The 24,010-nt window shown below is 57.1% G+C and carries 20 protein-coding genes and 1 pseudogene; 12 read left to right on the top strand and 9 right to left on the bottom strand.

Features of this window, described 5'->3' with window-relative positions; all coding sequences use genetic code 11:
- The 6 genes and pseudogenes from ACWISF_RS01260 to ACWISF_RS01235 form a co-directional block, all read right to left on the bottom strand.
- A partial coding sequence (locus ACWISF_RS01260) for a tetratricopeptide repeat protein (protein ID WP_448379781.1) occupies positions 1-1,649 on the bottom strand: 1,649 nt, incomplete at its 3' end.
- Between the two features lie 90 nt (positions 1,650-1,739).
- Positions 1,740-2,330 carry a CmcI family methyltransferase gene (locus ACWISF_RS01255; protein WP_448379784.1) on the bottom strand — a complete coding sequence of 197 codons (591 nt, stop codon included), beginning with the start codon at positions 2,328-2,330 and terminating at the stop codon, positions 1,740-1,742.
- A gap of 60 nt (positions 2,331-2,390) precedes the next feature.
- Positions 2,391-3,257: pseudogene (locus tag ACWISF_RS01250) on the bottom strand (TylF/MycF family methyltransferase); the annotation flags it as partial.
- Between the two features lie 765 nt (positions 3,258-4,022).
- On the bottom strand, positions 4,023-5,366 hold the full coding sequence (locus ACWISF_RS01245; protein WP_448379780.1) for an anthranilate synthase component I: 1,344 nt from the start codon (positions 5,364-5,366) through the stop codon (positions 4,023-4,025).
- On the bottom strand, positions 5,353-6,219 hold the full coding sequence (locus tag ACWISF_RS01240; RefSeq protein ID WP_448379779.1) for an energy-coupling factor transporter transmembrane component T family protein: 867 nt from the start codon (positions 6,217-6,219) through the stop codon (positions 5,353-5,355). Before ACWISF_RS01240 ends, ACWISF_RS01245 begins: the two co-directional genes overlap by 14 nt.
- Positions 6,220-6,231: 12 nt before the next feature.
- On the bottom strand, positions 6,232-6,927 hold the full coding sequence (locus ACWISF_RS01235) for a hypothetical protein (protein WP_448379778.1): 696 nt from the start codon (positions 6,925-6,927) through the stop codon (positions 6,232-6,234).
- Positions 6,928-7,016: 89 nt separating this feature from the next.
- On the opposite strand from ACWISF_RS01235, the gene ACWISF_RS01230 reads away from it, so the two are divergent.
- From ACWISF_RS01230 to ACWISF_RS01210, 5 genes are all read left to right on the top strand, one after another.
- Positions 7,017-10,565 carry a PAS domain S-box protein gene (locus ACWISF_RS01230; protein ID WP_448379777.1) on the top strand — a complete coding sequence of 1,183 codons (3,549 nt, stop codon included), beginning with the start codon at positions 7,017-7,019 and terminating at the stop codon, positions 10,563-10,565.
- Positions 10,562-11,089: a ribosome maturation factor RimM gene (gene rimM / locus ACWISF_RS01225; RefSeq protein WP_448379776.1), complete on the top strand. Its 528-nt coding sequence runs from the start codon at positions 10,562-10,564 to the stop codon at positions 11,087-11,089. The genes ACWISF_RS01230 and rimM overlap by 4 nt, the downstream gene beginning before the upstream one ends.
- 91 nt (positions 11,090-11,180) lie before the next feature.
- Positions 11,181-11,741, top strand: a complete 561-nt coding sequence (locus tag ACWISF_RS01220) for a LabA-like NYN domain-containing protein (RefSeq protein ID WP_448379775.1) — start codon at positions 11,181-11,183, stop codon at positions 11,739-11,741.
- Positions 11,742-11,745: 4 nt separating this feature from the next.
- Positions 11,746-12,789 (top strand): D-alanine--D-alanine ligase family protein, encoded by a 1,044-nt coding sequence (locus ACWISF_RS01215; protein WP_448379774.1) that lies wholly within the window; start codon positions 11,746-11,748, stop codon positions 12,787-12,789.
- 243 nt (positions 12,790-13,032) lie between these two features.
- Complete coding sequence (locus ACWISF_RS01210; RefSeq protein WP_448379773.1) at positions 13,033-13,356, top strand: YbjQ family protein; 324 nt, start codon at positions 13,033-13,035, stop codon at positions 13,354-13,356.
- 776 nt (positions 13,357-14,132) lie between these two features.
- On the opposite strand, the gene ACWISF_RS01205 is transcribed toward ACWISF_RS01210, so the two are convergent.
- From ACWISF_RS01205 to ACWISF_RS01195, 3 genes are read right to left on the bottom strand one after another with little or no spacing between them, the layout of a single operon-like run.
- On the bottom strand, positions 14,133-15,215 hold the full coding sequence (locus tag ACWISF_RS01205) for a PIN domain-containing protein (protein WP_448379772.1): 1,083 nt from the start codon (positions 15,213-15,215) through the stop codon (positions 14,133-14,135).
- 28 nt (positions 15,216-15,243) lie between these two features.
- Complete coding sequence (locus tag ACWISF_RS01200; protein WP_448379771.1) at positions 15,244-16,761, bottom strand: bifunctional pantoate--beta-alanine ligase/(d)CMP kinase; 1,518 nt, start codon at positions 16,759-16,761, stop codon at positions 15,244-15,246.
- 1 nt (position 16,762) lies between these two features.
- On the bottom strand, positions 16,763-17,611 hold the full coding sequence (locus ACWISF_RS01195) for a septal ring lytic transglycosylase RlpA family protein (RefSeq protein WP_448379770.1): 849 nt from the start codon (positions 17,609-17,611) through the stop codon (positions 16,763-16,765).
- Positions 17,612-17,811: 200 nt separating this feature from the next.
- Here ACWISF_RS01195 and purM point away from each other — a divergent pair, with 200 nt between their 5' ends.
- The 7 genes from purM to ACWISF_RS01160 all read left to right on the top strand — a co-directional run.
- A complete protein-coding gene (gene purM / locus ACWISF_RS01190; RefSeq protein WP_448379783.1) occupies positions 17,812-18,855 on the top strand; it encodes a phosphoribosylformylglycinamidine cyclo-ligase in 1,044 nt (347 codons plus the stop codon).
- An 834-nt stretch (positions 18,856-19,689) separates the two neighbouring features.
- Positions 19,690-20,121 (top strand): hypothetical protein, encoded by a 432-nt coding sequence (locus tag ACWISF_RS01185; protein ID WP_448379769.1) that lies wholly within the window; start codon positions 19,690-19,692, stop codon positions 20,119-20,121.
- 2 nt (positions 20,122-20,123) lie between these two features.
- Positions 20,124-21,860, top strand: a complete 1,737-nt coding sequence (locus ACWISF_RS01180) for a peptidoglycan D,D-transpeptidase FtsI family protein (RefSeq protein WP_448379768.1) — start codon at positions 20,124-20,126, stop codon at positions 21,858-21,860.
- Positions 21,861-22,282: 422 nt separating this feature from the next.
- A complete protein-coding gene (gene leuD / locus ACWISF_RS01175) occupies positions 22,283-22,855 on the top strand; it encodes a 3-isopropylmalate dehydratase small subunit (protein WP_448379782.1) in 573 nt (190 codons plus the stop codon).
- A gap of 58 nt (positions 22,856-22,913) precedes the next feature.
- Entirely contained in the window at positions 22,914-23,093 is a 180-nt protein-coding gene (locus ACWISF_RS01170) for a hypothetical protein (protein WP_448379767.1), read from the top strand.
- Between the two features lie 158 nt (positions 23,094-23,251).
- Positions 23,252-23,632 (top strand): helix-turn-helix domain-containing protein, encoded by a 381-nt coding sequence (locus ACWISF_RS01165; RefSeq protein ID WP_448379766.1) that lies wholly within the window; start codon positions 23,252-23,254, stop codon positions 23,630-23,632.
- The coding region (locus ACWISF_RS01160; RefSeq protein WP_448379765.1) for an IS630 family transposase at positions 23,629-24,010 on the top strand (382 nt) is incomplete at its 3' end. The genes ACWISF_RS01165 and ACWISF_RS01160, both read left to right, overlap by 4 nt.

Raw genomic sequence — 24,010 nt, 5'->3', positions numbered from 1 at the left:
CCCTTGAGCGTGACAATCGGGATGCCTGCAAAGACCCCCTGCCAGGCGGTGGTGTAGCCGGAAAAGCTGGGCACATCCAGGTAGAGGGTAGCCCGTGAGAGAAGGGTAGCAAAGACCTGGAAAGGTTGAAACTCCAGGACAAACATCTGCTGGGCCACGTCCACACCCGCCGCCGTCAGTGCTGTCCTGATGCGTTCGAGCGGTGCTGTGCCCATTCTGCCGAAATCACTTTGGCGGAAAAACAGGAGCTTGAGGGTGGGGTAGGTCTGGGCCAGGCGCACCCACAGGGAGTCATCGGCGGGGACGAGCTTGAAGGCCACGCAAGGCACCAGGGCCACCGGACGGTTGTCGGCAAAGAGGTCGGTCAGGGTTTCTGGTAGCGGGGCAGACACCACCTCTAGGTAGGAGGTGCAGGCACCCGTGCCAGGCAGGCGTACCAGGCGTTCGATGTAGTGGGAAGCCGCATCCGGGGGTTCCAAGTCTGCGCCGCTGAAATAGAGGTCCACCGTCTGGAGTCCTGAACTGACCGGATGACCCCACGTGGTCACCTGCAACGGGGCAAAACGACGGGCCGCCACCCCAACACTGACATCATTCATAGCCGTATCGGGCAGGAACAGCACATCGGGCGCCTCCTGTTGCAGCAGGTCTTCCCAACCACCGGGGCGCATACCGTAGTAGCGGGCACAGCGTTCCTTGAGCCAAGCGGTCTGGTCATCTTCCGCAGTGACTTGGCTCATGACCACCAGCTCGAAAAAGCGGGTATCCAATTTTGCAATCAGGGTACGCAGGAGAATCATCCACACCGACTGGCGATAGAGTTGGCGGGAGAAAAGCACCAACCGCACCCGTTCCCGTGCAGGTGGATGGGGGACTGGCGTGGGTGGGTAGAGGGTGGCCATCATTTCCCCCCAGGCGCGCAGGTAAGGGGTAATGTCGCCGGGGTAGTAAGCCAAAGCAAAGGGGCCAGGTTGAAAAGGGGATGGCAGTGCCTGACGTTGGGTTGCGGATAGACTGGTAGCCCACGCCTTGACCTGCGCCACATGGTCGAAGAAACGCCCGAGCATCGCCTGGTGCATCGCTTCGTTGCTGGGAATACGCTCTAAGGCGACGCGGGGCCATTGGAGCCGACACAACAGGCGGTCAGGTGCTTTGGCAATCAGTGCGGCCAAAAGTTGCTCAGCCTCTTCCCGCCTCCCTGTCTGCTCGAGCCAGGCCGCCAAATTTTCCTTGGCTTTGTCGTCGTCAGGACAGTGGGCTACGACCTCACGTAGTAGCTCGACCGCCGCTTCCTTGTTGCCAGAGAGATAAAGCGCCTCGGCCAGCAAACCCTTGGCCTGCATATCCTCCGGTGCAGTTTCCAGGAACCGTTGCAAAGGTGCAATCGCCTTTTTCGCCTCACCATACCTGATGAAAATCTGCGCCCGCTTCTTGGTAACGATGGGGTCTTGGTCCCCCAGCGCTTCGAGGGCATCCAGGGCTTGCAGTGCCAGTTCAGTCTGATGGGCACGGTGGAAGGCATCGGCCAGGGTTCTGAGGCTGGCCCTATCTTTGCGCGCCATCGCCTGTTGCAGTCCCTCGGCGGTGGCAGGCAGAGGTTTCCTTTGCGCCGCTTTGGGTTTGGTTGGTTTAGGTTTCTTCCGGCCCATTAGCTCCCTGCTTGCAGATTGAGAATTTATCCCCTTGGTCAAAGCGGTTGCCCCCGTTTCTAGCATACCGTGACGCCTGGCGCCGTCCTGTCACAGCTTGAGCCAGTAGCCGTTGGGATTCCAAGTGACGTTTTGCCCCCAAAAGTCGCAATACTCCGTGAGCAGGCGGTACTGCCCAGGCCGTTCGCGGATAAACCGTTGTACTGCCACATTGGGGCCGCCCTCATACTGTGCGGCGATGCCCAAGTCGCTCACAATGCCATCTTCCACTACCAAAACATCCCCCGCTTGCATAAATTGATCCAGATAACTGATGGCGGCCAGGCAGTGGGAAGCGACATGGCTCGCATCGTCAATGACCAACCACGGGTGCGGCAAGGCCGTCAAACGCTCCGGGGTCAAAGTCGGTGCCAGATTCCCAGCATCCCCCTGCAGGAACGTGACCCTAGGATGGGTGACACCCTCCGGTGGGGTAATGTCCACCGAAATTACCTGCCCGTCAATGCCATAAAGTGCCATCATTTCCGCCAACCACAGGGCACTGCCGCCGAACTTAGAACCAATTTCCATCACCGTGCGCGGCTGGAACTGCCACACCAACCGCCAGTAATTGGCAAAATCGAAGGGATTTTTCCACAACCCCACCTCCCGCCAGGTGTAGCGATGGGTGGCGGCTTGAATCTCATGCAGGTTTTTCGGACACAGCGCCGTGGCAAAACTGCGGACCGGCTGGGACTGCCCCCCTTTGCGCCAAAACGCCCCCGCCCAGTCAATGCGCTCGATGGGGTCACTGATGCTGCGGGCCTCCCGAAACTCATGAATTGCCCGACGGCACGGCTCAAAATCCCCATAGTCATCCACAATGATGTAACCGCCGGGAACCACCTTGTCATAAAGGGCATTGAGCGCATCCATGGTGGACTCATACAGGTCGCCATCGAGGCGCAACAGGGCAATGCGTTCTACTGGCAATTGGGGCAACGTGTCCCGAAACCACCCTTTGACAAAGACCACCCGGTTGTCCAACAGGTCGTAGCGCCGGAAATTTTCCTGCACCTCCTCTAGCGACACCGCCAGAATGGGGAACTTTGCCTTGCTGAAGTCGTAACCGGCATCCTCTGGCTGGGTGGGCGTCGGCAATCCCTCAAAGCTGTCGCACACCCACACCCGCCGCTCCGGTAGCCCATAGGCTTCCAGATAGCCCCGCATGAAAATACAGGCCCCGCCGCGCCACACCCCGGTTTCCACCAGGTCACCAGGAATCTGTTCCTCGCGAATGCGGTCGAGGCACCATTCGATGTTATCCAGGCGTTTGCGGCCAATCATGGTGTGGGAAAACTCGCACACATTCCGCAGGTTGATCACCCCCACTGTACCGTCCGGTCGCTTGATCTGGGCGTTCCACCAGGGCCTGCCCTCCTGCCGCGCTTGCTTGATCCGGGTAAACTCCTGGGGCAGGCGTTGCCGAACCTCGCGCACCACTGCGGCATCTACCGGCTGTTGCGCCGCCAACCGGCTAAAGATGTAGAGCAGACGCAGTTCGTTTTCCAGATAGATTTCGTTGAGTAGGCTCTTTTTGAGAAGGGTCAAATAGCGTTGGGGGTCCATTAATTCTCCTTCTGACTGTCAAGGGTAGGGTGCATCTTACTATACCAATCCTCCTTGGCCACACCGCCGTCATCCGCAAAGAGAACCAGCCGTTCTCCCATTCTTATCACCTTCTGCCTCATCCCATCAACCGTCATGTTCACGGGTGTTCTACCGTGAAAATCCGGTTGATACGACTCCGTTCAATCAGAATGTAGGTTTTTGTACCAGGCGATTTGGCAAAAGAGCACTGATGGCTTTGGCCAGCCCCAACCCGTTAACCCCATCCAGAACCGCTACCCGCCGTTTCGTCTGAATTTGCTCTAAACCCACCCCTTGTGCTAAAACAAGGATGTTGCTACCGGGAATAAAAAATGTTACCTATGACCCGTGAGGAGTTCTTACCCCTATTTCACCCCCGCTCCCGCACTTGCTGTGAATATACAGCACATAGTACAATTGCGTCAAGCTCCCACATACAATCGCCGCGAAATCCATCCATTTGCGGTTGAAATCAAAGGATAAGTATTGTTGAGTGGTTCAGACCTGGGAAGCAGCATTTTTCCCTTTTCTGTGACACTCACCATCCCTCCTCTACTGGTTACAACCTACGCGCATGACTAACGAAACGACATCTCGTAGTTTTGGCAATGACGGTCAGAGCAGAAATCCGTTTATCTTCCCCTGTTCTTTACCCAGTAAAAAGCTCTAGCCTCCACGACTAGAGCCAACATTCCACAGGGAGTAACTAACATGGCGTATCATATCTTATTTTACGAGAAAGTGCTAGGATTGTTGGTGACCTACCGCACCTAAAGCCAGGAATTGGGCCTGGGCCTTGTGCTGGGTCTCCCACCACTCCCGCTCCGGGTCGCTGTCGCTGACAATTCCGGCGCCTACTTGCCCCCAGGCGATGCCTGCCCCTTTAGGAAAAAGCAAAGTACGAATCAAGATGTTCCAATCCATGCGCCCGTGCCGACTCCAATAGCCGCAAGAACCGTAAAACAAGTTGCGGGGCTGGGGTTCTAATGTATGTAAAATTTCCATACAACGCACTTTGGGACAGCCGGTGATGGTGCCCCCTGGGAAAACGGCTTTCAGGACATCGGTCGGCGTGCATTCGGGGCGCAAAGTGCCGGTGATGCGACTGACCAGGTGCATGACATGGCTATAAAATTCCAGGGTCAACAGTTCGGGCACCTGCACGGAACCCCACCGGCAAACCCGCCCCAAATCGTTGCGCTCTAGGTCCACCAACATAATGTGTTCGGCCTGTTCCTTGGGATGTTGGCGCAATTCCTGGGCAAGCCTTTGGTCGGCCTGGGGGGTGGGGCCACGCGGGCGCGTGCCGGCAATCGGTCGGGTTTCGATGTATTTGTCCTCTACGAAAACCAAACGTTCTGGGGAACAGCTAACGACCTGACCCCAGGGAGTTTGCCAGTAGCAGGCAAAGGGGGAGGGGTTCAACCGGGTCAAATTTTGGTACACGCGCCAGGGGTGGATGGCAGTAGGCACGCCAAAGCGCACCGAGAGATTGGCCTGGAAAATGTCCCCCGCTTGGATGTGTTTTTGCACCTGCTGCACCCGCTGTTGGTATTCTTGGGGGGAAAGTTGCCACTGGACGGGGGCAAGGGGCGCTGGGGCAGGGCAGGGTTCTGGGGCAGGATGATGGAGTTTTGGGATTAATTGTTGCAGGAGGTTATGATTGCTGGCTCCCAGGAAAAGGCGGTCCTGGGGGTGGTCGGCAATGGCGCACCAGTCGGGCTGAAACCACAAGGCGACGGGAAAAGGGAGGGGGTCTGGAGTCAAAGGGGGCAGGCGTTCCCAGGCCCAGACGGCTTCGTAGGCCAGCCAGCCCCACCACCCCCCGCTAAAGGGGAGGCCCTGCTGGGCGTTGGCAGCGTCATCCGGTTGGGGAACCAGATGTTGGCGCATCCAAGGTAAGAGTTCGGCCAAGGGGGGCGTGACCCAACGACTGCCAGCGGCACAGAGGGAATAGCGTCCACCGCTGCCGGGGGGGCTTTCCAGCAGGGCGGCCAGGGGTGCTTCCCAGGCCAGGCGGCGAAACAGGTCGCTGCCGGTGCGTCCAGCAAGCGGGAAATCCGCCCAAACCCAGTCAGTCCCCGCCATAGGCCAGGCGCAACGCACACAAACCCGCCAACCCCACCACGGCCAGGCTATCGCCCCACCGCCAACGGGAGGGATACCAGTGCAACGGCGGCATTTGCCCCGGCTGATACCCCCGCACCACCATCGCCGTCGCCACCTGTTCGGCGCGCAAAAAAAGGTTAAATAGCAGCCGTTCCCCCACCAACAACCACAGGCGCACCACCTGCCGCAGCTTTAACTTGGACCAGCGAATCCCCCGCATTTGCACCGAACGCACCAGATTTTGCACCTCCTCCAGCACCAGGGGAATAAATCGCAACGCCAAGGTTAAACATAAACTGAGGTCGCCCACCGGACAGCCCCAGCGTTTTAGGGGGTGTAAATACCAGGTCATGGCCGCGGCAATGGCTTCACTGGGGGTCGTCAGCAGAAAGAGATGGGTGGCATAGACCAGGGTAAAAAACAAACTGCTCACCCGGACCGCCAATTGCCAGGAGCGTTGGGTGACGGTCAACCAGTGCCATTGCCAGAGAAGGTAACGGTAGGAGGTGGCAGGAGCGTCATCGGCGGGCAAGTGGGGTTGGCTGGTCACCGGTAGGCCATCGGGGGTTACGGCGATGATTATTAGCAACAGCAGGGAAAAAACTCCCAAGCCCAGCACTTGTTTGCCCCAAACCCGCCGGGGGAGGCCAGAGATGGAGGTTAACCCCAGCAGCAAACCCACCAGCAGCACCCGCCATTGGGGGTTGGCCAGAATAGGGGTCAACAGCAAGGCCATCAGCCAGCCCAATTTCACCCGCGCATCCAGGCGATGCAGCCAGGTTTGGGGCGATTCCAGGTACAACCCCAGGGGCACAGAGCGCATCAAATCCATCGGTGCTTTCGCTCAAGGCCAACTGACGAGCATGGTCATCTGTTGTTCAAAGCCCTGCAAGGTTTCGTTCAGGTGATGCAATTGGTGCAATTGTTCTTGGTTTTGGATGTCAAAGGTGCGCAGTTGGTTTTGCAGTTGTTGCAGAATGCCAGCGGTGTTTGGCACCAGGGTCACTAGGGCGGTGATTTGGGCGATACGGGTATCCGGTCCCATCTGGGCGTAGGCGAGGTTGCGCACCAAGGTAGCTGCCAACTGGTCCAGTTGTGCCCCGGCCAACTGCCCAACCCCCTGTTTTTGCCTGCGTACCTGCGCCAGTTGTTTTTCCAAATCGGCAACCGACAGCACCGCATCGTAGTCGGTTTGGTACAACTGCTGTACCCGCTGCTCCACCGCTTGCGGCAGGTTTTGCACCTGCTGGCAGACTTCCTGCACCGCCACCAGCAAATCCAAATCCGGGGCGTCCACCAGCAACCGCGCCGCCTGCACCAAAAAGGCCACCTGTTGCCGCAGTTCCCGAATTTCCCTGGACAAAGCCGGGTCAGCCAGGGGGAACCGTTGGCGTTCCCGCTGGTACAACAGGTAACTCCCGGCCAGCGCCACCACGAGCATCAGCCACCGGGGCAACCAGAATACCCGCACCCCCACCACCAGCACCAGGGCAGCGCCGAAGATGGCCGTCGGGTAAGGCAGGGGATTGATAAGCAGCACGGAATTGACACAAAGTAAAAACTAAGCCCTACTCTCCAGATTAAACGGTCGAGGCACTAGACTGGTACAGAGGATTCATTTACTGGTTTATGTCCCCGGTCAAAAAAAACCCTGCCCCCCTGGTGCGGAATACGTTGCTAGGATTCACGGCGGCAACGGCGGTTTTGGTGGTGGGCAGTGCCGCATTTTATCAAAGTTTGCGGGCACAACAGCGTTCCGAAGCCTGGGTGCGCCATACCAGCGAGGTCCTCAACCAGTTGACCCAGGTGGAAGCCAAACTTGCCACCCTCAACGCCCAACACCGGGGGTATTTACTCACAGGCAATCCTACCTATTTACACCCCTACGAGGTGGCGCGCACGGAATTGCGGTTGGCACTCGATGAACTGCGGCGGTTCGTCCAGGACAACCCGGAGCAGCTAAAGCGCTGGGAACGGCTAAACACCTTGTTGACCAATAAACTGCTGTATCTTGACCAGAATATTCGGATTTATCAACAACAGGGGCAAAAGGCGGGTATCAAAGCCTTGGCTTCCCAGGAGAATCGGGGTTTGGAGCATAGCCTCCGCAATCAGTTGGACCTGATGAAACAGACGGAGCAATTTCTGTTGCGGGAGCGGCTGGAAAACCTCACCCGCTTTAGCCGGCAGGCGCAGGGAATTTTTATTTTCGGTTTGGTCAATAACATTTTGATTATGTTGGCCACGGCGCTGGTGGTGGTGCGGCAAATTCAAGCCCGGCAGACTGCCCAGCAGACGGCCAACCAGGAAGCCAGTTTTACTGAGGCAATTTTCCAGACCACCCAAGCCCTGATTCTGGCTTTGGATGGGGATGGGCGGATCGTGCGTTGGAACCGCTTTTGCGAGACCCTCAGCGGCTACACCTTGGCGGAGGTAAAGCAGCAGCCTTTTTGGGAAATCCTGGTGCCTGAGGAAGAGCAAGCCCATATGCGGGAGTGCTTTGCGCAAATCGCGCAGGGGAAGGCGGTTGGCCTGCAAGAACACCACTGGCTGACCCGCACCGGGGAACGGCGGCGCATCCGTTGGGTGCATACCCTGCTGACCGATCACCAGCAGGAGAGCGAGTACGTCATTGCCACCGGCATTGACATCACCGAGCAACACCAGGCGCGCAGTGCCCTGATGGCCAGCGAAGCCCGCTATCGGGATTTGTTTGAAAATGCCCATGACCTGATCCAAAGCGTGGATATGCAGGGGCGGTTTGTCTATGTCAATCGCGCCTGGAAACGGGCCTTGGGGTACACAGATGAAGAGATTAAAAATTTAACGCTCTGGGATGTGGTCCACCCTGACTCGCGTGAGCAGTGTCAGCAAAAGTTCCAAACCCTGTTGACTACCGGCAGCCTGCCTTTTGTGGAAGTCAAATTGCGCACCCGCACCGGCGAAACCTTGCTGTTGGAAGGGAGTACCAACTGTTCCTACGACGAACAGGGGCAACCGGTAGCCACCCGCGGCATTTTTCGGGATGTAACCGAGCGCAAACGGGCAGAAGCAGAACTGGCACGGCAAAACCGCCGGGTGCAAATTTTTAGCGAAATTACTCTGAAAATCCGCCAGAGTTTGGATTTGCCGGTGATTTTGACCACCACCGTCCAGGAGGTGCAAAAAATCATCCAAGCTGACCGCACGTTTATTTATCAACTCACCCCAGAGGGAAGCGGGCAGGTGGTGGCGGAAGCCTGCTTCCCCGGCGTGCCCAGTTTGGCCGAACAGGCAGCAGTGTGGCATCGCGCCATCCACACGGAACTGGCCTGGTGTCGGCAGGGGCAACCGCTGGTGGTGGACAATGTGGGCGAGTTGACGCTTACCCCAGAACAGGCGGCGCTTTGGCGGGAATTGGGCGTACAGGCCCAACTGGTGGTGCCCCTGATGTGGAAGGCAGAGTTGTGGGGGCTGTTGGTGTGTCACCAATGTCAAACGGCGCGGGTTTGGAGCAGTTTTGAGCAAGACCTGCTCACCCAACTGGCTGACCAGGTGGGGGTGGCGTTGACCCAGGCCTATTTGATTCAGGAATTGGACCAGGCGCGGAAAGCGGCAGAGGAATCCTCCCGCATCAAGAGCGCCTTTTTGGCGAATATGAGCCACGAAATTCGCACGCCCATGAATGCGGTCTTGGGGATGACGGGGTTGCTGCTGGAGACCCCTTTGACCCCGGAACAACGGGATTTTGTCAATACAATTCGCACCAGCGGCGATACCCTGTTGACGTTGATCAACGAAATTTTGGATTTATCCAAGCTGGAAGCAGGGCAGGTGCAGTTGGAAGAATTGGATTTTGAAATTCTGACGGTGGTCGAAGAGGTGGTGGAACTGCTGGCTCCCCAAGCCCACATCAAAGGGTTGGAAATTGCGGCGTTGGTCAACCCACAGACGCCCAGTTGGGTGCGGGGGGATGCCACCCGCTTGCGGCAGGTGTTGATCAACCTAGTCAGCAACGCGGTCAAATTTACAGAGCGCGGGGAGGTGGTGATCCGGGTGCAGCCGGGGGCGCAGCCGCCGTGGGTGGAATTTTCCGTCAGTGATACGGGAATTGGCATTCCCCCGGAGGTGCAGGCCCGCCTGTTTCGCCCCTTTACCCAGGCGGATGTCTCCACCACCCGCAAATATGGCGGCACGGGCCTGGGGTTGGCGATTTGCAAACAACTGGTGAATCTCATGGGCGGGGACATCCACCTGGAGAGCACCCCTGGTCAGGGTTCCCGGTTTTTCTTTAGCTTGCCCTTGCCTGCAACCCAGGCTGCCCCGTCCCCAGAGACGCCCCCGGCGTCCCTGGTGCAGCCCATTGCCGGGAAATCCCTGTTGGTGGTGGACGACCATCCCATCAACCGCAAGGTGGTGCGCTACCAGGCCTGCCGCTGGGGGTTGCAGGTGGAAGAGGCCGCTTCGGCAGCCGAGGCGTTGGCAAAAATGCGTCAGCAGGACTACGCGGTGGTTCTCGTGGATATGAATATGCCGGAAATGGACGGGCTGACCCTGGGACGGCAGGTCAAACAGGACCCCCAACTGGCGCAGGTGCCCTTGATCATGCTCACATCCAGCCATTTGCGGGAAGAAGCCAAACAAGCCCTAGAAATCGGCTTTGCCGCCCATTTGGTCAAACCGGTAAAGGCGTCTCGCCTGCTCGATACGATCATGAATGTTTTGGCAGGTACCATCGTGGCAGACCCGACACCTGTTCCCGCGGTGCCGGTGCTGGCCAACCCTTCGCCGCTGCGGGTGCTGTTGGCCGAAGACAATCCGGTAAACCAAAAAGTGGCGTTGAAACAGTTGGCCAGCCTCGGGTTTACTGCCGATGTGGCCGCCAATGGTCAGGAAGCCCTGGAAATGATCCTGCGTTTTACCTACGATGTGGTGCTAATGGACTGTCAAATGCCGGTGCTGGATGGGTTTGCCGCCACCCGCCGCTTGCACGAACTTGTCCAAGAAGGCCGTCTGAGCCAACGTCCGATTGTGATTGCGCTGACGGCCAACGCCATGAAAGAGGACCGCGACCTTTGCCTTGCCGTCGGTATGGACGATTACCTGAGCAAACCGGTGCACAAGGAGGACCTGCGCCAGAAATTGCTCTATTGGCAAGAACGGTTGCGCAGCCAGCCGGGGGTGGTGGTACCGTCATGAGGGAAATTGGCCGCATTCTCTCCCCCCACGGGCTGCGGGGTGAGGTGAAGGTGTTGTGCCTGAGCGACTTTCCCGAACGGTTTACCGAGCCGGGGCGGCGCTGGTATTCCCTGCCCCACCAACCCGACTATCACCCCTTGACCCTGGTGCGCTCCCGTCTGGTGCCCGGCAAAGCGCTGTATATTGTCCAGTTTGCGGAATTGGTCCACTGTGACCAAGCGGCGGCCTTGCGGGGGGCAACCCTGTGGGTGGAGGCGGATAAGCGTCCCCGGTTGGCGCCGGATGAATTTTATGTGCCGGATTTGATCGGCCTTACGGCCTGGCATCAGGGCGAACCCCTGGGGCAGGTGACGGGGGTCATCCCGGCGGGGAACGATTTGCTGGAGATTACTACCCCTACAGGGCGGGTGCATTGGGTGCCGTTTGTGCCGGAACTGGTGCCCTATGTGGACATTGCCCAGGGACGGCTGGAATTGACCTTGCCGCCGGGGTTGTTGGAATTGAACCAGCCGTCGGGGCGGTAACGGGGGCGGCGCGCATCTGAGGGGAAACGCCGGGGTAAAACCTTGCTAAAATAAACAAGAATCCACCTCAACGTCTAGCAGAAAGATATTTATGCCATATCCCCACGCGTATCTTTCCATCTTTGTGGATGGAAACAATATGTTTTATGCGCAGCAAAAAAACGGCTGGTTTTTCGACCCCAAACGGGTGTTGGACTACTTTACCCGTGAGCCGGAAGTGCGGTTGGTCAATGCCTTTTGGTACACCGGGATCAAGGACTATAACGACCAACGGGGGTTCCGGGATGCGTTGATCAATTTGGGTTATACGGTGCGGGTGAAACTCCTCAAGGAGTTTTACGATGAACACGCCAACCGGACGTTTCAAAAGGCCAACCTGGATATTGAAATCGTCGTGGATATGTTCAACACCGTCGAGCAGTACAACCGGGTGGTGCTCTTTAGCGGCGACGGGGACTTTGACCGGGCGGTGGAGTTGCTCCGCTCCAAAAACACCCACATTACGGTGGTCTCTACCGAGGGGATGATCGCCCGGGAATTGCGCAACGCGGCGGACCGGTACATTGATCTAAACGAATTGCGCCCCTACATCGAGAAGATTGACCCCCATCCCCTGCGCCCGGAGTTTCCGCCCCCTGCTGTGCGGTGTTGAGGGCATGCTCCGGGTCGGATTGCTCTTTGGCGGCCAGTCGGCAGAGCACGAAATTTCCGTACAGTCGGCCCGCAATGTCCTGGCGGCCCTGGCACCGGAGCGTTACGAACCGGTACCGATTGGGATTGACCGCCAGGGGCAGTGGTGGTTGGCTGACCCGGAGTGGTTGCGGCAGGCCAGTCCTGAGCAATTGCCCCCTTTTATTCAAGGCCTAACGCCGGTGGGGGTGGTGCCGGGTCGGGGGTTGGTGCAATTCCACCAGCAGCAATGGGAACCCTTGGCCCTGGATGTGGTGTTTCCCGTGTTGCACGGGCCAAGGGGGGAAGATGGCACGGTGCAGGGGTTGCTGACCCTGGCCGGGTTGCCGTTTGTGGGGGCGGGGGTGCTGGGTTCGGCGCTGGGGATGGACAAGGAGGTGATGAAACGGCTGTTGACCCAGGCGGGGTTGCCGGTGGGGCCGTACCGCTGTTACCGGCGGGGCCAGACGGTAGCGGCGACGGAGGTGGTGGCGGCCTTGGGGCTACCACTATTTGTGAAACCGGCCAACATGGGGTCTTCGGTGGGGGTAACCCAGGTGCGCACTGCCGAGGAACTGCTCCCAGCGCTGACCAAAGCCTGGCACTATGACCCGAAGGCCCTGGTGGAACAGGCGATTCACGGGCGGGAGATCGAATGTGCCATTTTGGACGGTTCCCCCCCCCAGGCATCCCTACCGGGTGAGATTATTCCCCAGCATGATTTTTATTCCTACGAAGCGAAATATCTGGATGCCCAGGGCGCGGTGTTGAAAATGCCTGCGGATTTGACCCCGGCGCAGGTGGCCCAGGTGCAAGCTCTTTCCATTCGGGTATTTCAGGTGTTGGAATGTGCGGGGTTGGGGCGAGTGGACTGGTTTTTGACCCCGGACGGCCAGTGGATCGTCAATGAAATCAATACCATGCCCGGTTTTACCCAGATCAGTATGTATCCCAAACTGTGGGAACTCAGCGGCATTCCCTACCCGGATTTGGTGGACCGCCTCTTGGCCTTGGCGTTGCGTGGCCGCTGATTGCCATTGGTCTGCCCGATTCCCGGCCTGGGGATGACGGCTTGTCCTGCTCTAAAAAACAGGGATTTCTTGGTTGCAGGTTGACCATCCAGCATGGCATCGCAACGCCAGCGCTCTTGGGAATAAGGGCGCACCCAGGAAATGCTGGCTTTGTTTGGTCCCGCTACCAGCCCAGGTGACAGGCACCGTGATCGAGTAAAATATCCCCAACACTTCTGCAACCCGTCCCTCCTTGCGTCGCTGATGTTGCTCAGCACGACCGATACCCTCGATGGCCGTCCGGTCCAAGAGTATTTGGGCGTTGTGACGGCGGAAGTGGTCTATGGGAGCAATGCCCTGCGTGATTTTTTTGCGGGCATTCGGGATATTATTGGCGGGCGTACCGGCAGCTACGAACGGGTATTTCAACAAAGTCAACAGGAAGCCCTCAAGGAACTCCAACAGCGGGCGCAGAAATTGGGAGCCAATGGCGTCATTGGCATCCGCCTGAGTACCGGTTCGATTGAAATTGGCAATGGCGGGGTTCTCCTGTTGGTGACAGCCACCGGTACTGCCGTGAAAATCTAGCGCAAACGCAGTCTGGAACCTAAGAAAACACCGGGAAACAACGCCATTTCTCCGGCAAACGGCGACAGATTAGTTAGTTATAGTTGTTTCACAAGAAAATGCAACACTTTGAGGCACCTTCTAGGACAGGGTTTATCAGGGTTTATAGGTAAAGGCGAATGTCGCAAACTTCTTGGAAATAACTATAGCTAGGTAGGTTAAGGTTGTCGCCTGAAGATTCATGACTACGCCATTGTGGGGATACGCCCAGCGACCCATAGCATGTCAATCTTTGTATGCTTAGCTATAGTGATAATAACAAACGGGAAATACCCCCAACCTTACCTGGGAACACGGTTGTTTTTCTCTCCCCTAGGATTCCTATTCCGACCCTGTAATTGCTTCAGCTTGCGGCATAGGGTAGGTGTACTCGTGACCATTCCTGTTTGCTCAAAAAAGTTCTTTAGACTTTGCTAAAGTGGCCTCTGGGTACTCTTTGACAAGGATTTTCAGGTCGGCATAGTGCTGTGCTTGCCAACGTGAAATCCGCCCGTGATAGGGTTTAGGAGCAATTAAACCTTCTCACCGCATCTGATGGACCATCTTTTGCACAAACGAAGGACTCACCTGAAACCACGTTGCTAATTCCTTAAATGTCAGTATCGCGTATCTTTTGCCGTAAATCCAGGGGGTATGCTTTCATCACCCTTCCCCCTTAAAAACGCGAATATCTGAGCCTATTTTCACCCACCTGTATCATCTGCATCTTGGCAGCTTCTCCCTATGGCGAAGCCCGCCTAGGTTTTCAAAGAGGCTTTCGGACGCGCAAAAATCATCCGCCCTGCAGAAGTTTGCAAGGCACCCGTAACAACCACAGGCAGTTCATCGCCAATGTGCGCTCGCCCCTGCTCGACCACCACCATCGTCCCGTCTTCCAGGTAGCCCACACCCTGGCTCGGCTCTTTACCCTCTTTCAAAATCTTCAGGTCTAAAGTGTCCCCCGGCAGATACAACGCCCGCAACGCCTGCGCCAATTCATTGATATTGAGCACCGTCACATTTTGCACGGAAGCCACCTGATTTAACCCGTAATCGTTGGTGAGTAACATGGCATTGAGTTCCTGCGCCAAACGCACCAACTTGGCATCCACCGTATCCAAATCCGGGTAATCCGCACTATGAATCACCAACCGCTGGGGATAATGCTGTTGCAAGCGATTTAACAATTCCAAACCCTTGCGTCCCCGACTGCGCCGTTGGTCGTTACTGCTATCCGCCAGCGCTTGCAATTCCGCCAATACAAACCGGGGAATAATTAATTGCCCCTCTAAAAACTGGGTGGCCAAAATCGCTTCGATCCGACCATCAATAATCACACTGCTATCCAACAACTTACTGGCCGCCGGGCGCAACGTCCCCTCCGCCAACAACATAGGTTGCACCGTATTCGGACTCAGCAAACGCAAAAGCGCCGGCCCATGCACATCCGCCGCCGCAATCCCCACATAACTCAAAGACAGGCTGGTCACTACCGCCGCAAACGGCTTAAGCCACCCCAACCCCAGGGGAATGGGCAGGACAAACAAGGGGGCAAGGAGCAAATTAGCCAACAACAAACCCAACACCAGGCCCACCGCCCTGGTCAAAAGCACCTCAATCGGCCATTGCCGCAACCGCCGTTCCAGCCGCCGGTACGCCCCCTGGAGCATCACACCCACCGGCAAACCCAAAATGAGCGCCGCAAAACCCGCCATAACCCAGCGCAAACCCGCCAGGTTGTTCACCGGTACGAGCACTTCCGGCGGCAAAAGCTCAACAACCTGAAACCCCAAGGCTCCAGCGACCAGAATAACCGAGCCAACAATAAGCAAATCGAGCATGGTGCCAGCGCCTGTGGCCTCGCTTTTATTATAACCCCGCTGCCGCCTGACACCGGCGCTGCCAAGCCGCCAGAATCCGCTCGACCACCCCGGCCACATCCAGACCATCCGAATCAATCACCACCGCATCGGCAGCCTGGCGCAGGGGAGAAACCCGCCGCTGGCTGTCTTGGGCATCCCGCTCCCGAATGGCCGCAGCAATCGTTGCCACATCCACCCCGGTCACCCCCTGTTGCTGCAGTTCCCGCCACCGCCGCTGCGCCCGCTCCTCCACCGAGGCCGTTAAAAAAATCTTCAACTCCGCATCGGGAAACACCGTGGTGCCAATATCCCGCCCCTCGACCACAATCCCCCCCCGCCGACCGTATTGCCGTTGGATGCCCAACAAAATCTGCCGCACCGCCGGTTGGGCTGCCACCTGGGCCACTGCTTGGGTCACGGCCATACTGCGAATGACCTCGGTACAATCATCGCCGTCTAAAAACACCCGCAACTCCGGCTGCCACCGCAATTCCACCTGCGCCTGGGCGGCAATTTCCGCCACGCCCACGGCATCGGTCAGGGCCACCCCGGCGCGCAAAACCGCCCAGGTCACCGCCCGGTACAACGCCCCCGTATCCAAATAGGTCAACCCCAACCGTTGCGCCACCAATCGGGACACGGTGGATTTGCCTGCCCCGGCAGGGCCATCAATCGCCACGACCGGCAAGCGGCACTTCAGCACCACATTGTCAATCAACCGCACCTCCCCCACCCACACGGCCACCGCCAAAAGACCGGCGGTTTCAATCTGGGTCAGGGGTTGTAGCGTCTCAGGGTCCACCAGTTCAATGTACTGAATGGTCAGGTCGGACGCCTGCGCCAATTCCTGCTGTACCGCCGCCACCAAAACCGCCGCCTGCCGTTCCCCCTGCTGAAAAAGCCGTTCGGCCCGCTGCAAGCCCCGGTAGATGACCGCCGCCTGCTGGCGTTGGTGCGGCTGGAGATAGCGATTGCGGGAACTGCAGGCCAACCCGTCCGCCTCCCGCACCGTAGGGATCACCCGCACGGGCACCCCCAACCGCAAATCCCGGATCACCCGTTGCAACACGGCCACCTGCTGGGCGTCTTTTTGCCCCAAGTACAAGGCCTGGGGCCGCACCAAATGCAATAGGAGGGTCACAATCGTCGCCACCCCGGTAAAATGCCCTGGCCGATGGGGCGCACAGAGGGTCTGGGTCAGGTCCACCGGTGGCACCACCTGGGTTACTTCCCGATTCCCCAGCAATTCCGATACCGCCGGGGCAAACACCACATCCACCCCCAAGGCTTCGCAAAAGGCCACATCTGCTGCCAAAGTGCGGGGATAGCGGGCAAAATCTTCCTGGGGGCCAAACTGGAGCGGGTTGACAAAAATACTCACCACCACCGTGCGGTGTTCCTGACGCGCCGCCTGGATCAAGGCCCCATGTCCCGCGTGTAAGGCACCCATCGTGGGCACCAGCGCCACATCCTCCCGGTCGGCCAAGGCGGTGTGCAACCCCGCCACCGTTCGCACCAGTCGCACGCTAAGGTCCTAGCACCTCCAGGCGCACCGGAGCTGTGCCCATCGGGAGCAACCCCAGCGCGCGGGCGGCTCCGGCGGAAATATCAATGTCTCGTCCGCGCACGTGCGGCCCCCGGTCGTTGATACGCACCACCACCGACTGCCCATTGCGTAAATTGGTGACCCGTACCTGGGTGCCAAAGGGCAACGTGCGATGCGCCGCCGTCAGCGCCTGGGGGTTAAAGGGTTCCCCGCTGGCCGTGCGCTGCCCCTGAAACCCGGAGCCATACCAGGAAGCCCACCCCCGCACCACCAAGCGCACCGAACCTACGGCTGCCGTCATGACCTGTTGGGCTACGGAAGCGGACACCGTCCTTAACGGGGGGGCATTTCCCAACCGCAACCGCAGGCGATTGGTAATTTGCAGGGCATTTTGCACCGGGTCCTTGGTCACCCCCTCAAACGTCACCTGCGCATCAAACCGGAGCAACCGCTCATTTTTATACTGTAGCCAAAGCTGCTGGGGGCCAGTTTGCACCACCTGCAACTCCTTAGCGTCCCACCGTTGCTGGGTGAGATAATTCAACCGCGCTGCCAGTTGCGTCGCTGGAATCAGGGGGTCCCCTTCTCGTTGGACATTCGCCACCTTCACCCCCGCCGTCATCTCTGAGGTGTGCCCCAAAAACGTCAGCATCGGCAAATCCCGGACAAACAGCGTCGCTGCCGGTCGGCCTGCCAGGGTATGGGGGCGCACGGTCACCAAGGGCAAGGGCGCTTGGCCGCGTTCCCCCACCTTGAACACCTCACTGCGCGCTGCCACACCGGGAACCACCACGGCTGTCCCCACGACCAATCGCGATAAGGTTGCCATCGCCCAAGGCATCCTGTGCGGAGTGTACTGCATCCGTCCTCCTCACCATGTCAATACAAAGCCACCGGAAACGCCGCGCAACCCAGGCAGGTGTTATCCCGGTCGGTGGCCTTTCTGTGGCACAGTAAAAAACAGGCTCCGGGGAGCCTACAATCTCCCCTGACTGTACCAGATGCTTTGCCGTTGGACAAGCTTAGATGATGGACTACCAACAAGCGGGGGTTAATTTGGCGGCGGCGCGGGCGTTTGTGGCGGCCATTCGTCCGGCGGTTGGCCAGACCCGCATGCCAGGGGTGCTGGGGGACATTGGCGGCTTTGGGGGTTATTTCCAACTGCCTGCGGGGTACCAAGAGCCGGTGTTGGTGGCCGGAACCGACGGGGTGGGCACCAAGTTGAAACTGGCGCACATGCTCAACCGGCACGATACCATCGGCATTGATTTGGTAGCGATGTGCGTCAACGATGTATTAACGAGTAACGCCAAACCCCTGTTTTTCCTCGACTACATTGCAACCGGGGTATTGGATGGGGAAATTTTAACGACGGTGGTGCAGGGCATCGCAGCGGGCTGTGTGCAAAGCGGCTGTGCCCTGTTGGGGGGGGAAACGGCGGAAATGCCGGGGTTTTATGCGCCGGGGGTGTACGATTTGGCTGGGTTTTGTGTGGGGGTGGTGGAGCGGCGGGAACTGCTCGATGGTTCCCAGGTGCAAATTGGCGATGTGGCGGTGGGATTGGCCAGCAGTGGGGTCCACAGCAACGGCTACAGTTTAGTCCGCAAAATTTTAGAAACTTTGGCACCAGAACCAACGCAAATGGGGCAACTTTTGGCGCAAACCCCTAGGGAATTGGGCGGTAAAACCTTGGGTGAAGTTTTATTAACCCCCACGACCATTTATGTGCCGGCGGTGAATGCTCTGCGGGCGCAGGGGATAGAAATTCATGGGATGGCGCACATCACCGGGGGAGGATTGCCGGAAAATTTACCCCGCTGTTTGGGTGCCCACCAACAGATTGACATTCAATGGCAAAATTGGCAATGGCCGGGGATTTTTCAATGGTTAGCCCAGCAGGGAAATGTCAGTGAAATGGCGATGCGGGAAACGTTTAATTTGGGGATTGGTTATGTGGTCATTGTGCCGCCAAGGCAGGTGGAACAGGCGCAACAGGTGTTGGCCGCTATGGGCACAGAAAGTCATATCATTGGAGAAGTAACGCCCACCCCTTACAGCCTGTTAAAGGATTAAGGGGTACAGTAGCCACACTGCGCCAACCAACTTCGGAAGCAGGATGGATTTCTCCTCTATCTGCTCCATGTGATATAGCTAGGTAGGTTAAGATTGTCGCCTTAAGATTCATGGCTACGCCACACTTCGCTATGGGAAACCAATATGGGGCTACGCCCAGCGACCCATAGCATGTCAACCTTTGTATGCTTAGCTATACAAATTAGCGAAATCCCTCCCAATCAGTAATCTTAGCACTATGACCTTTTTGATAGTTCTGTTTTGCACGAACAGTAGCCCAACCGCGAGCCTCTGGGCCGGTTTACCGCAACCCCAATCGCCTGTAAGTGGTTCTGCATGGACCAATAGATGGGAACCATCACGAATTTGAAACCCCTAAGCCTATAGTCGGCAACGACATCCACCTCGCAAGCAGCGTAGCGTCATGTTTGTCATAATCGTCATGTTTGGCGTATTTGTAATAATTACTTAATTATTACTTTAATTATTACTTAATTACTTAGCGAGATACCAGCAGTTGACAATACGAATTTCACAATTTTGAATTTCACAATTTTTGGCAACGCCACTTGATGATACAAAGCATTCTCAGGCATAACGAAAAGATTTTCCATCCGGTATGTTACCTGCCGTCAGGGGTTTGCCACCCCGGCAACCATACCATCCCAAATCCCCATCAGCAGTGCTGTAGTTTCCATTAGCTCGATAAATCGCTTACACTGGAGGCGTGGTTCCGGTAGGGAACGCAAGTTGCACGGTAGGCATCGGCAATGAACCCCTCCCCACCCGTTCCCACCGACAAAAAAGAGATAGAGATGATTTGAGGAGTGAACCATGGCCTTTCCTGCACGCCCTGTGCCGCCTGAGGTGCTCGACCAGTCCCTTGTTCGCCCTCACTCCGACCGAGTCATCCCCTTCCCGAAACCTGTCCAGTCCCCGGTTACCCTCCGGCGGTTTTATCGGGTGACACAGGGCATGGTATTGCTCCTGAGTGGGGCGACCCTCCTGCTTTACGCCGCTACCGTGTGGGAAGAGTTGTCATGGCAAAAGCAGTACAGCTATCTGCTTCAGTTGCGGCAACAGCGCCAAGAATTGCTGACCATGACGGCGACCTTGCAACAGCATTTGGTGGAATCGGGGATTTCCCCGGCAGGCACAGTGGTGCAAACACCTGCCCAGAGTTTGTTTGTGACGCCAGCGCCTGCGCGTTCGCCCCGGCCGGTGGCAGTGCCCCCGGAACCGGCGTGGCCGTTGGGAGGGTACTAGGGGTGGCGACAACCCTGCGTCCCAGTCAAGTGCGGGTGCATTTGGCGCGCCAGCGGTGGCGGTTGCGGCTGGTGTGGGCGGGGCTGAGTCTGGGGGTGCTGGGGTTGGCGGCGCGGTTGGTGTATTTGCAGGGGGTGCAGGCGGCCTGGTTCCGGGCAAAGGCGGCAGCGCAACAGCAGGCCTTGATTCGCCAGCCAAGTCCCCGGCGGACGGTGGTGGACAGTCAGGGGACGGTATTGGCGCTGGATCAGCCGGTATATGAACTGTACGCCCATCCCCGCCTGTTTAAGCAACCCATTCCGCAGATTGCCCGGGCGTTGGCGCCAATTTTGGAGCGACCGGTGGCGGCGATTACCCAGGAATTGCAGCGGGCGCCGAGCGGGATTCCCTTGGCGCGGGGGTTGTTGCCGGCTGTCGCGCAGCGGATTGAGGGGTTGCGGCTGGATGGACTGGAATTGGTGGCGGGGTTTGCGCGGGTGTATCCCCAGCAGCGTCTGGGAGCGGAAGTCGTAGGTTACGTTAACCGGGAGCATCGGGGGCAGGCGGGGGTGGAATTGAGCCAGGAAGCTTTGATCCGGCAACCTCAAATTCCGGCCCTGTTGCAGCGGGATGGGCGGGGGCATTACCAAAGCACCACCATGCCCGCCAGTTGGTTGCTGGATGACCCCCGGCAGCTACGTTTGACCCTGGATGTGCGCCTGCAACGGGGTGCCCAGGAAGCCCTAGTTCAGAGCCTGCAGAAATTTCAAGCCCAGCGGGGAACGGTGATTGTCTTGCGGGTCACCGATGGCGCCATTCGCGCCTTGGTGGTGGAGCCGAGCTACGACCCGAACGAGTTTTACCGTTTTCCCTTGGAGCGCTTCAAAAATTGGGCCGTGACGGACCTATACGAACCTGGTTCTACCTTTAAGCCGGTGAATGTGGCGATTGCCCTGGAAAGTCAGCGGGTGCGTCCCGACCAGGTGTTTTACGACGAAGGGCGGATCATTGTGGGCGGTTGGCCGATCCAAAACTTCAATTTCGAGCAGGCGGGGGCGGGGGGCAGTTTGAGTGTCAGTGAAATTTTGGAGCAATCCAGCAATGTGGGGATGGTACACCTGATGGCGCAACTGCCTCGGCGGGATTATTACCAAGCCCTGCGCCGGTTGGGATTGGGGGACGAACTCACCACCGATTTACCGTTTCCCAGCCCCACCAGCCTGAAACCGGAAACGGAATTTGTCAATTATCCGGTAGAGGCGGCGACGGCGGCCTTTGGGCAGGGTTTGGCGCTCACCCCCTTGAAACTGGCGCAACTGTATGCGGCGATTGGCAATGGCGGTTGGCTTGTGAGTCCCCATGTGGTGGCGGGTTTGTGGCATCCCCAGACCAAAGAATTGACCCCCCTGAACCAGCCCCCCCGCGTGCGGGTGTTTTCCCAGGCAACCTGCGATGCGCTGCTCCCGATGCTCGAGCGGGTGGTGGAACGGGGCACGGGCAAACCGGCACGGATTCCCGGCTATCGGTTGGGGGGTAAAACCGGCACAGCCCAGAAAGCAGGCGTGGGCGGCTACCGGAGCGGCAAAATTACCAGTTTTGTTGCCCTGTTTCCAATCCCGCGCCCGGAGTACGTGGTTTTGGCAGTAATAGATGAACCGCAGGGGGGCAATGCCTTCGGTTCGACGGTGGCCGCGCCGGTGGTCAAGGCGGTGATTGAGCGGCTGATCACGCTGGATGGACTACCCCCCAGTCGCAAATAATTCTTCTCTTAATTTTTAACGTAATTTTTAATCCTGTCGTTTGGCGTATCTCGGACAGCTCAAACCACAACACCCATCTTTTGCCCTCCCTAAATCATCCGCTCTAGACCTAGAGAAAGTCATCACGCTCAATCCAGGAGAACTGTTTTCTCATCTTTAGGGAGAAGCAGCATGGGTCAATGGTGGATGAAGCATTGCGCGCCTACCCATGAGATAGGGCTTGGCGAGAAGGAACGACCGAGAACTTAGAGCGCCTATCGTCGGGAATGGCATCCATTCCTTTGGGAAGGCATGGCCCTAATTGTAATAAAAAATGCCCCCATAGGGCAGGGTTTTGGAAGTTTTTGATATCGTTGGAGTGCTATAGTAAATAGCAGCGCATTTCTCACAAAACTACCCCCGCCTGAACACCTATGACGGCCATGCAGCCCATTACCTGCATTACGGGACGCGGCATACCCCTACGGGGCAATGATATTGACACGGATCGCATCATTCCCGCTCGGTTTCTGCGCTGTGTGACCTTTGAGGGGTTGGGTGCCCATGTGTTTGCCGACGACCGAGCGCAGGGCGACCATCCCTTTGACCAACCCCAGTATCAAGGCGCTCGCATTTTGGTTGTCAATGCTAATTTCGGCTGTGGTTCGAGCCGGGAACATGCGCCCCAAGCCTTGCGCCGGTGGGGGATTGCTGCCATTATTGGGGAAAGTTTTGCGGAAATTTTTGCGGGCAATTGTTTGGCTTTGGGATTACCCGTGGTGACCGCAACAGCAGCAGTGGTGACGGAGTTGCAAGACCAGATTGCGGCGAACCCCACTCAAGAATTGACCTTGGATATTGCGGCACTGGTGGTGCGTACTCCTGAGCAAAGTTGGTCGGTAGCAATGCCTGCGGGTGCCCAACAAGCCCTACTCCAGGGCACTTGGGATGCCTGCGCCCAACTGCTGGCCAACCGGGAGGCAATTTTGGCGACGGCGGCACGGCTGGCGGGGTGATCTGGACAATTCCGGAAAAATTGCCTACAGTGCAGAAGGCGGCGACTGTGGAGGTACTATGGACAAACAGCAATTACAGCAGAAGGTCAAGGCCATTCAAAGCAAACGGGAGGTGCTGGTGCAATTGCTCTCCCAACCCGAATTAGGCACATTGCGGATTGACGTGACCCAAGCACTGGAGGAGATGGACGATTTATTATCAGAATTTGCCCAAACCTTTCCCGATTTGGAACTCTAGTCAAAAAAGAGGCACCCTTGGGTAAACTACCTCTGACTAAAATCTAAGGCTTAGGGACGCCGTCCCGCTTATGCGAACAGTAGCCCTGCCGTTGTTTTATAGTCAAGCAGGGTAAGGTCGTCTTATTATAGGTAGGATAGATATTGTGGAGAAAAGCGATGGCAAGACCATACAGTTACGATTTGCGTCAAAAAGCAGTCGCAGCAGTCTTAAAGGGGACAAAACTAGTTGAGGTTAGTGAGTTATTTGGTATAAGCATCAGGACCGTACAAAGATGGTTAAAAATGTGGTCAGAAACTGGTGATTATCGCCCGAAACAGAACGATCAAAAAGGTCATAGTCCTAAGATTACTGATTGGGAGGGATTTCGCCAATTTGTCGAAGCCAATCCAGGGTTGACGCAAAAAGAAATGAGAGCCATTCTCGGTGTCAGTCATACAACCATTGGTCAAGCCCTGAAAAAAATCAACTTTACCCGTAAAAAAAACATACTCTTGAAGAACAAAACGAAGAAGAGCGATAACAATTTATCAAGATGATGAAAGAGGAAAAGGACGAGAATTTAGTCTATATTGACCAGTCTGGGATGGATAATCGAGATGTTTATGAATATGGTTGGGGGCGAGAAGGACAAAGAATATATGGGCAACGACCTGGCAAAAAAAGAGAGAGAATCAGCATGATGAGTGGTTATCATTTAGGGAAATTGGTTGCACCATTTACTGGGATTGGCAGTTGTAATTTGCAAGTATTGATTGCCTGGTTAACAGAGATGTTGTTGCCCACCATTGGCGCAGGGAAGAAAATTGTTTTAGATAATGCCAGTTTTCCTCGTTGCCAACTCGTTCGGAAGGTTGTGGCAGCCGCTGGGTGTGAATTGATATATCTACCGAAATACTCTCCCGATTTAAACCCGA

The sequence above is a fragment of the Gloeomargarita sp. genome (genome assembly GCF_053491055.1).
The sequence above is the reverse complement of the archived record's forward strand: the minus strand, read 5'-3'. Positions and strand labels throughout refer to the sequence as shown.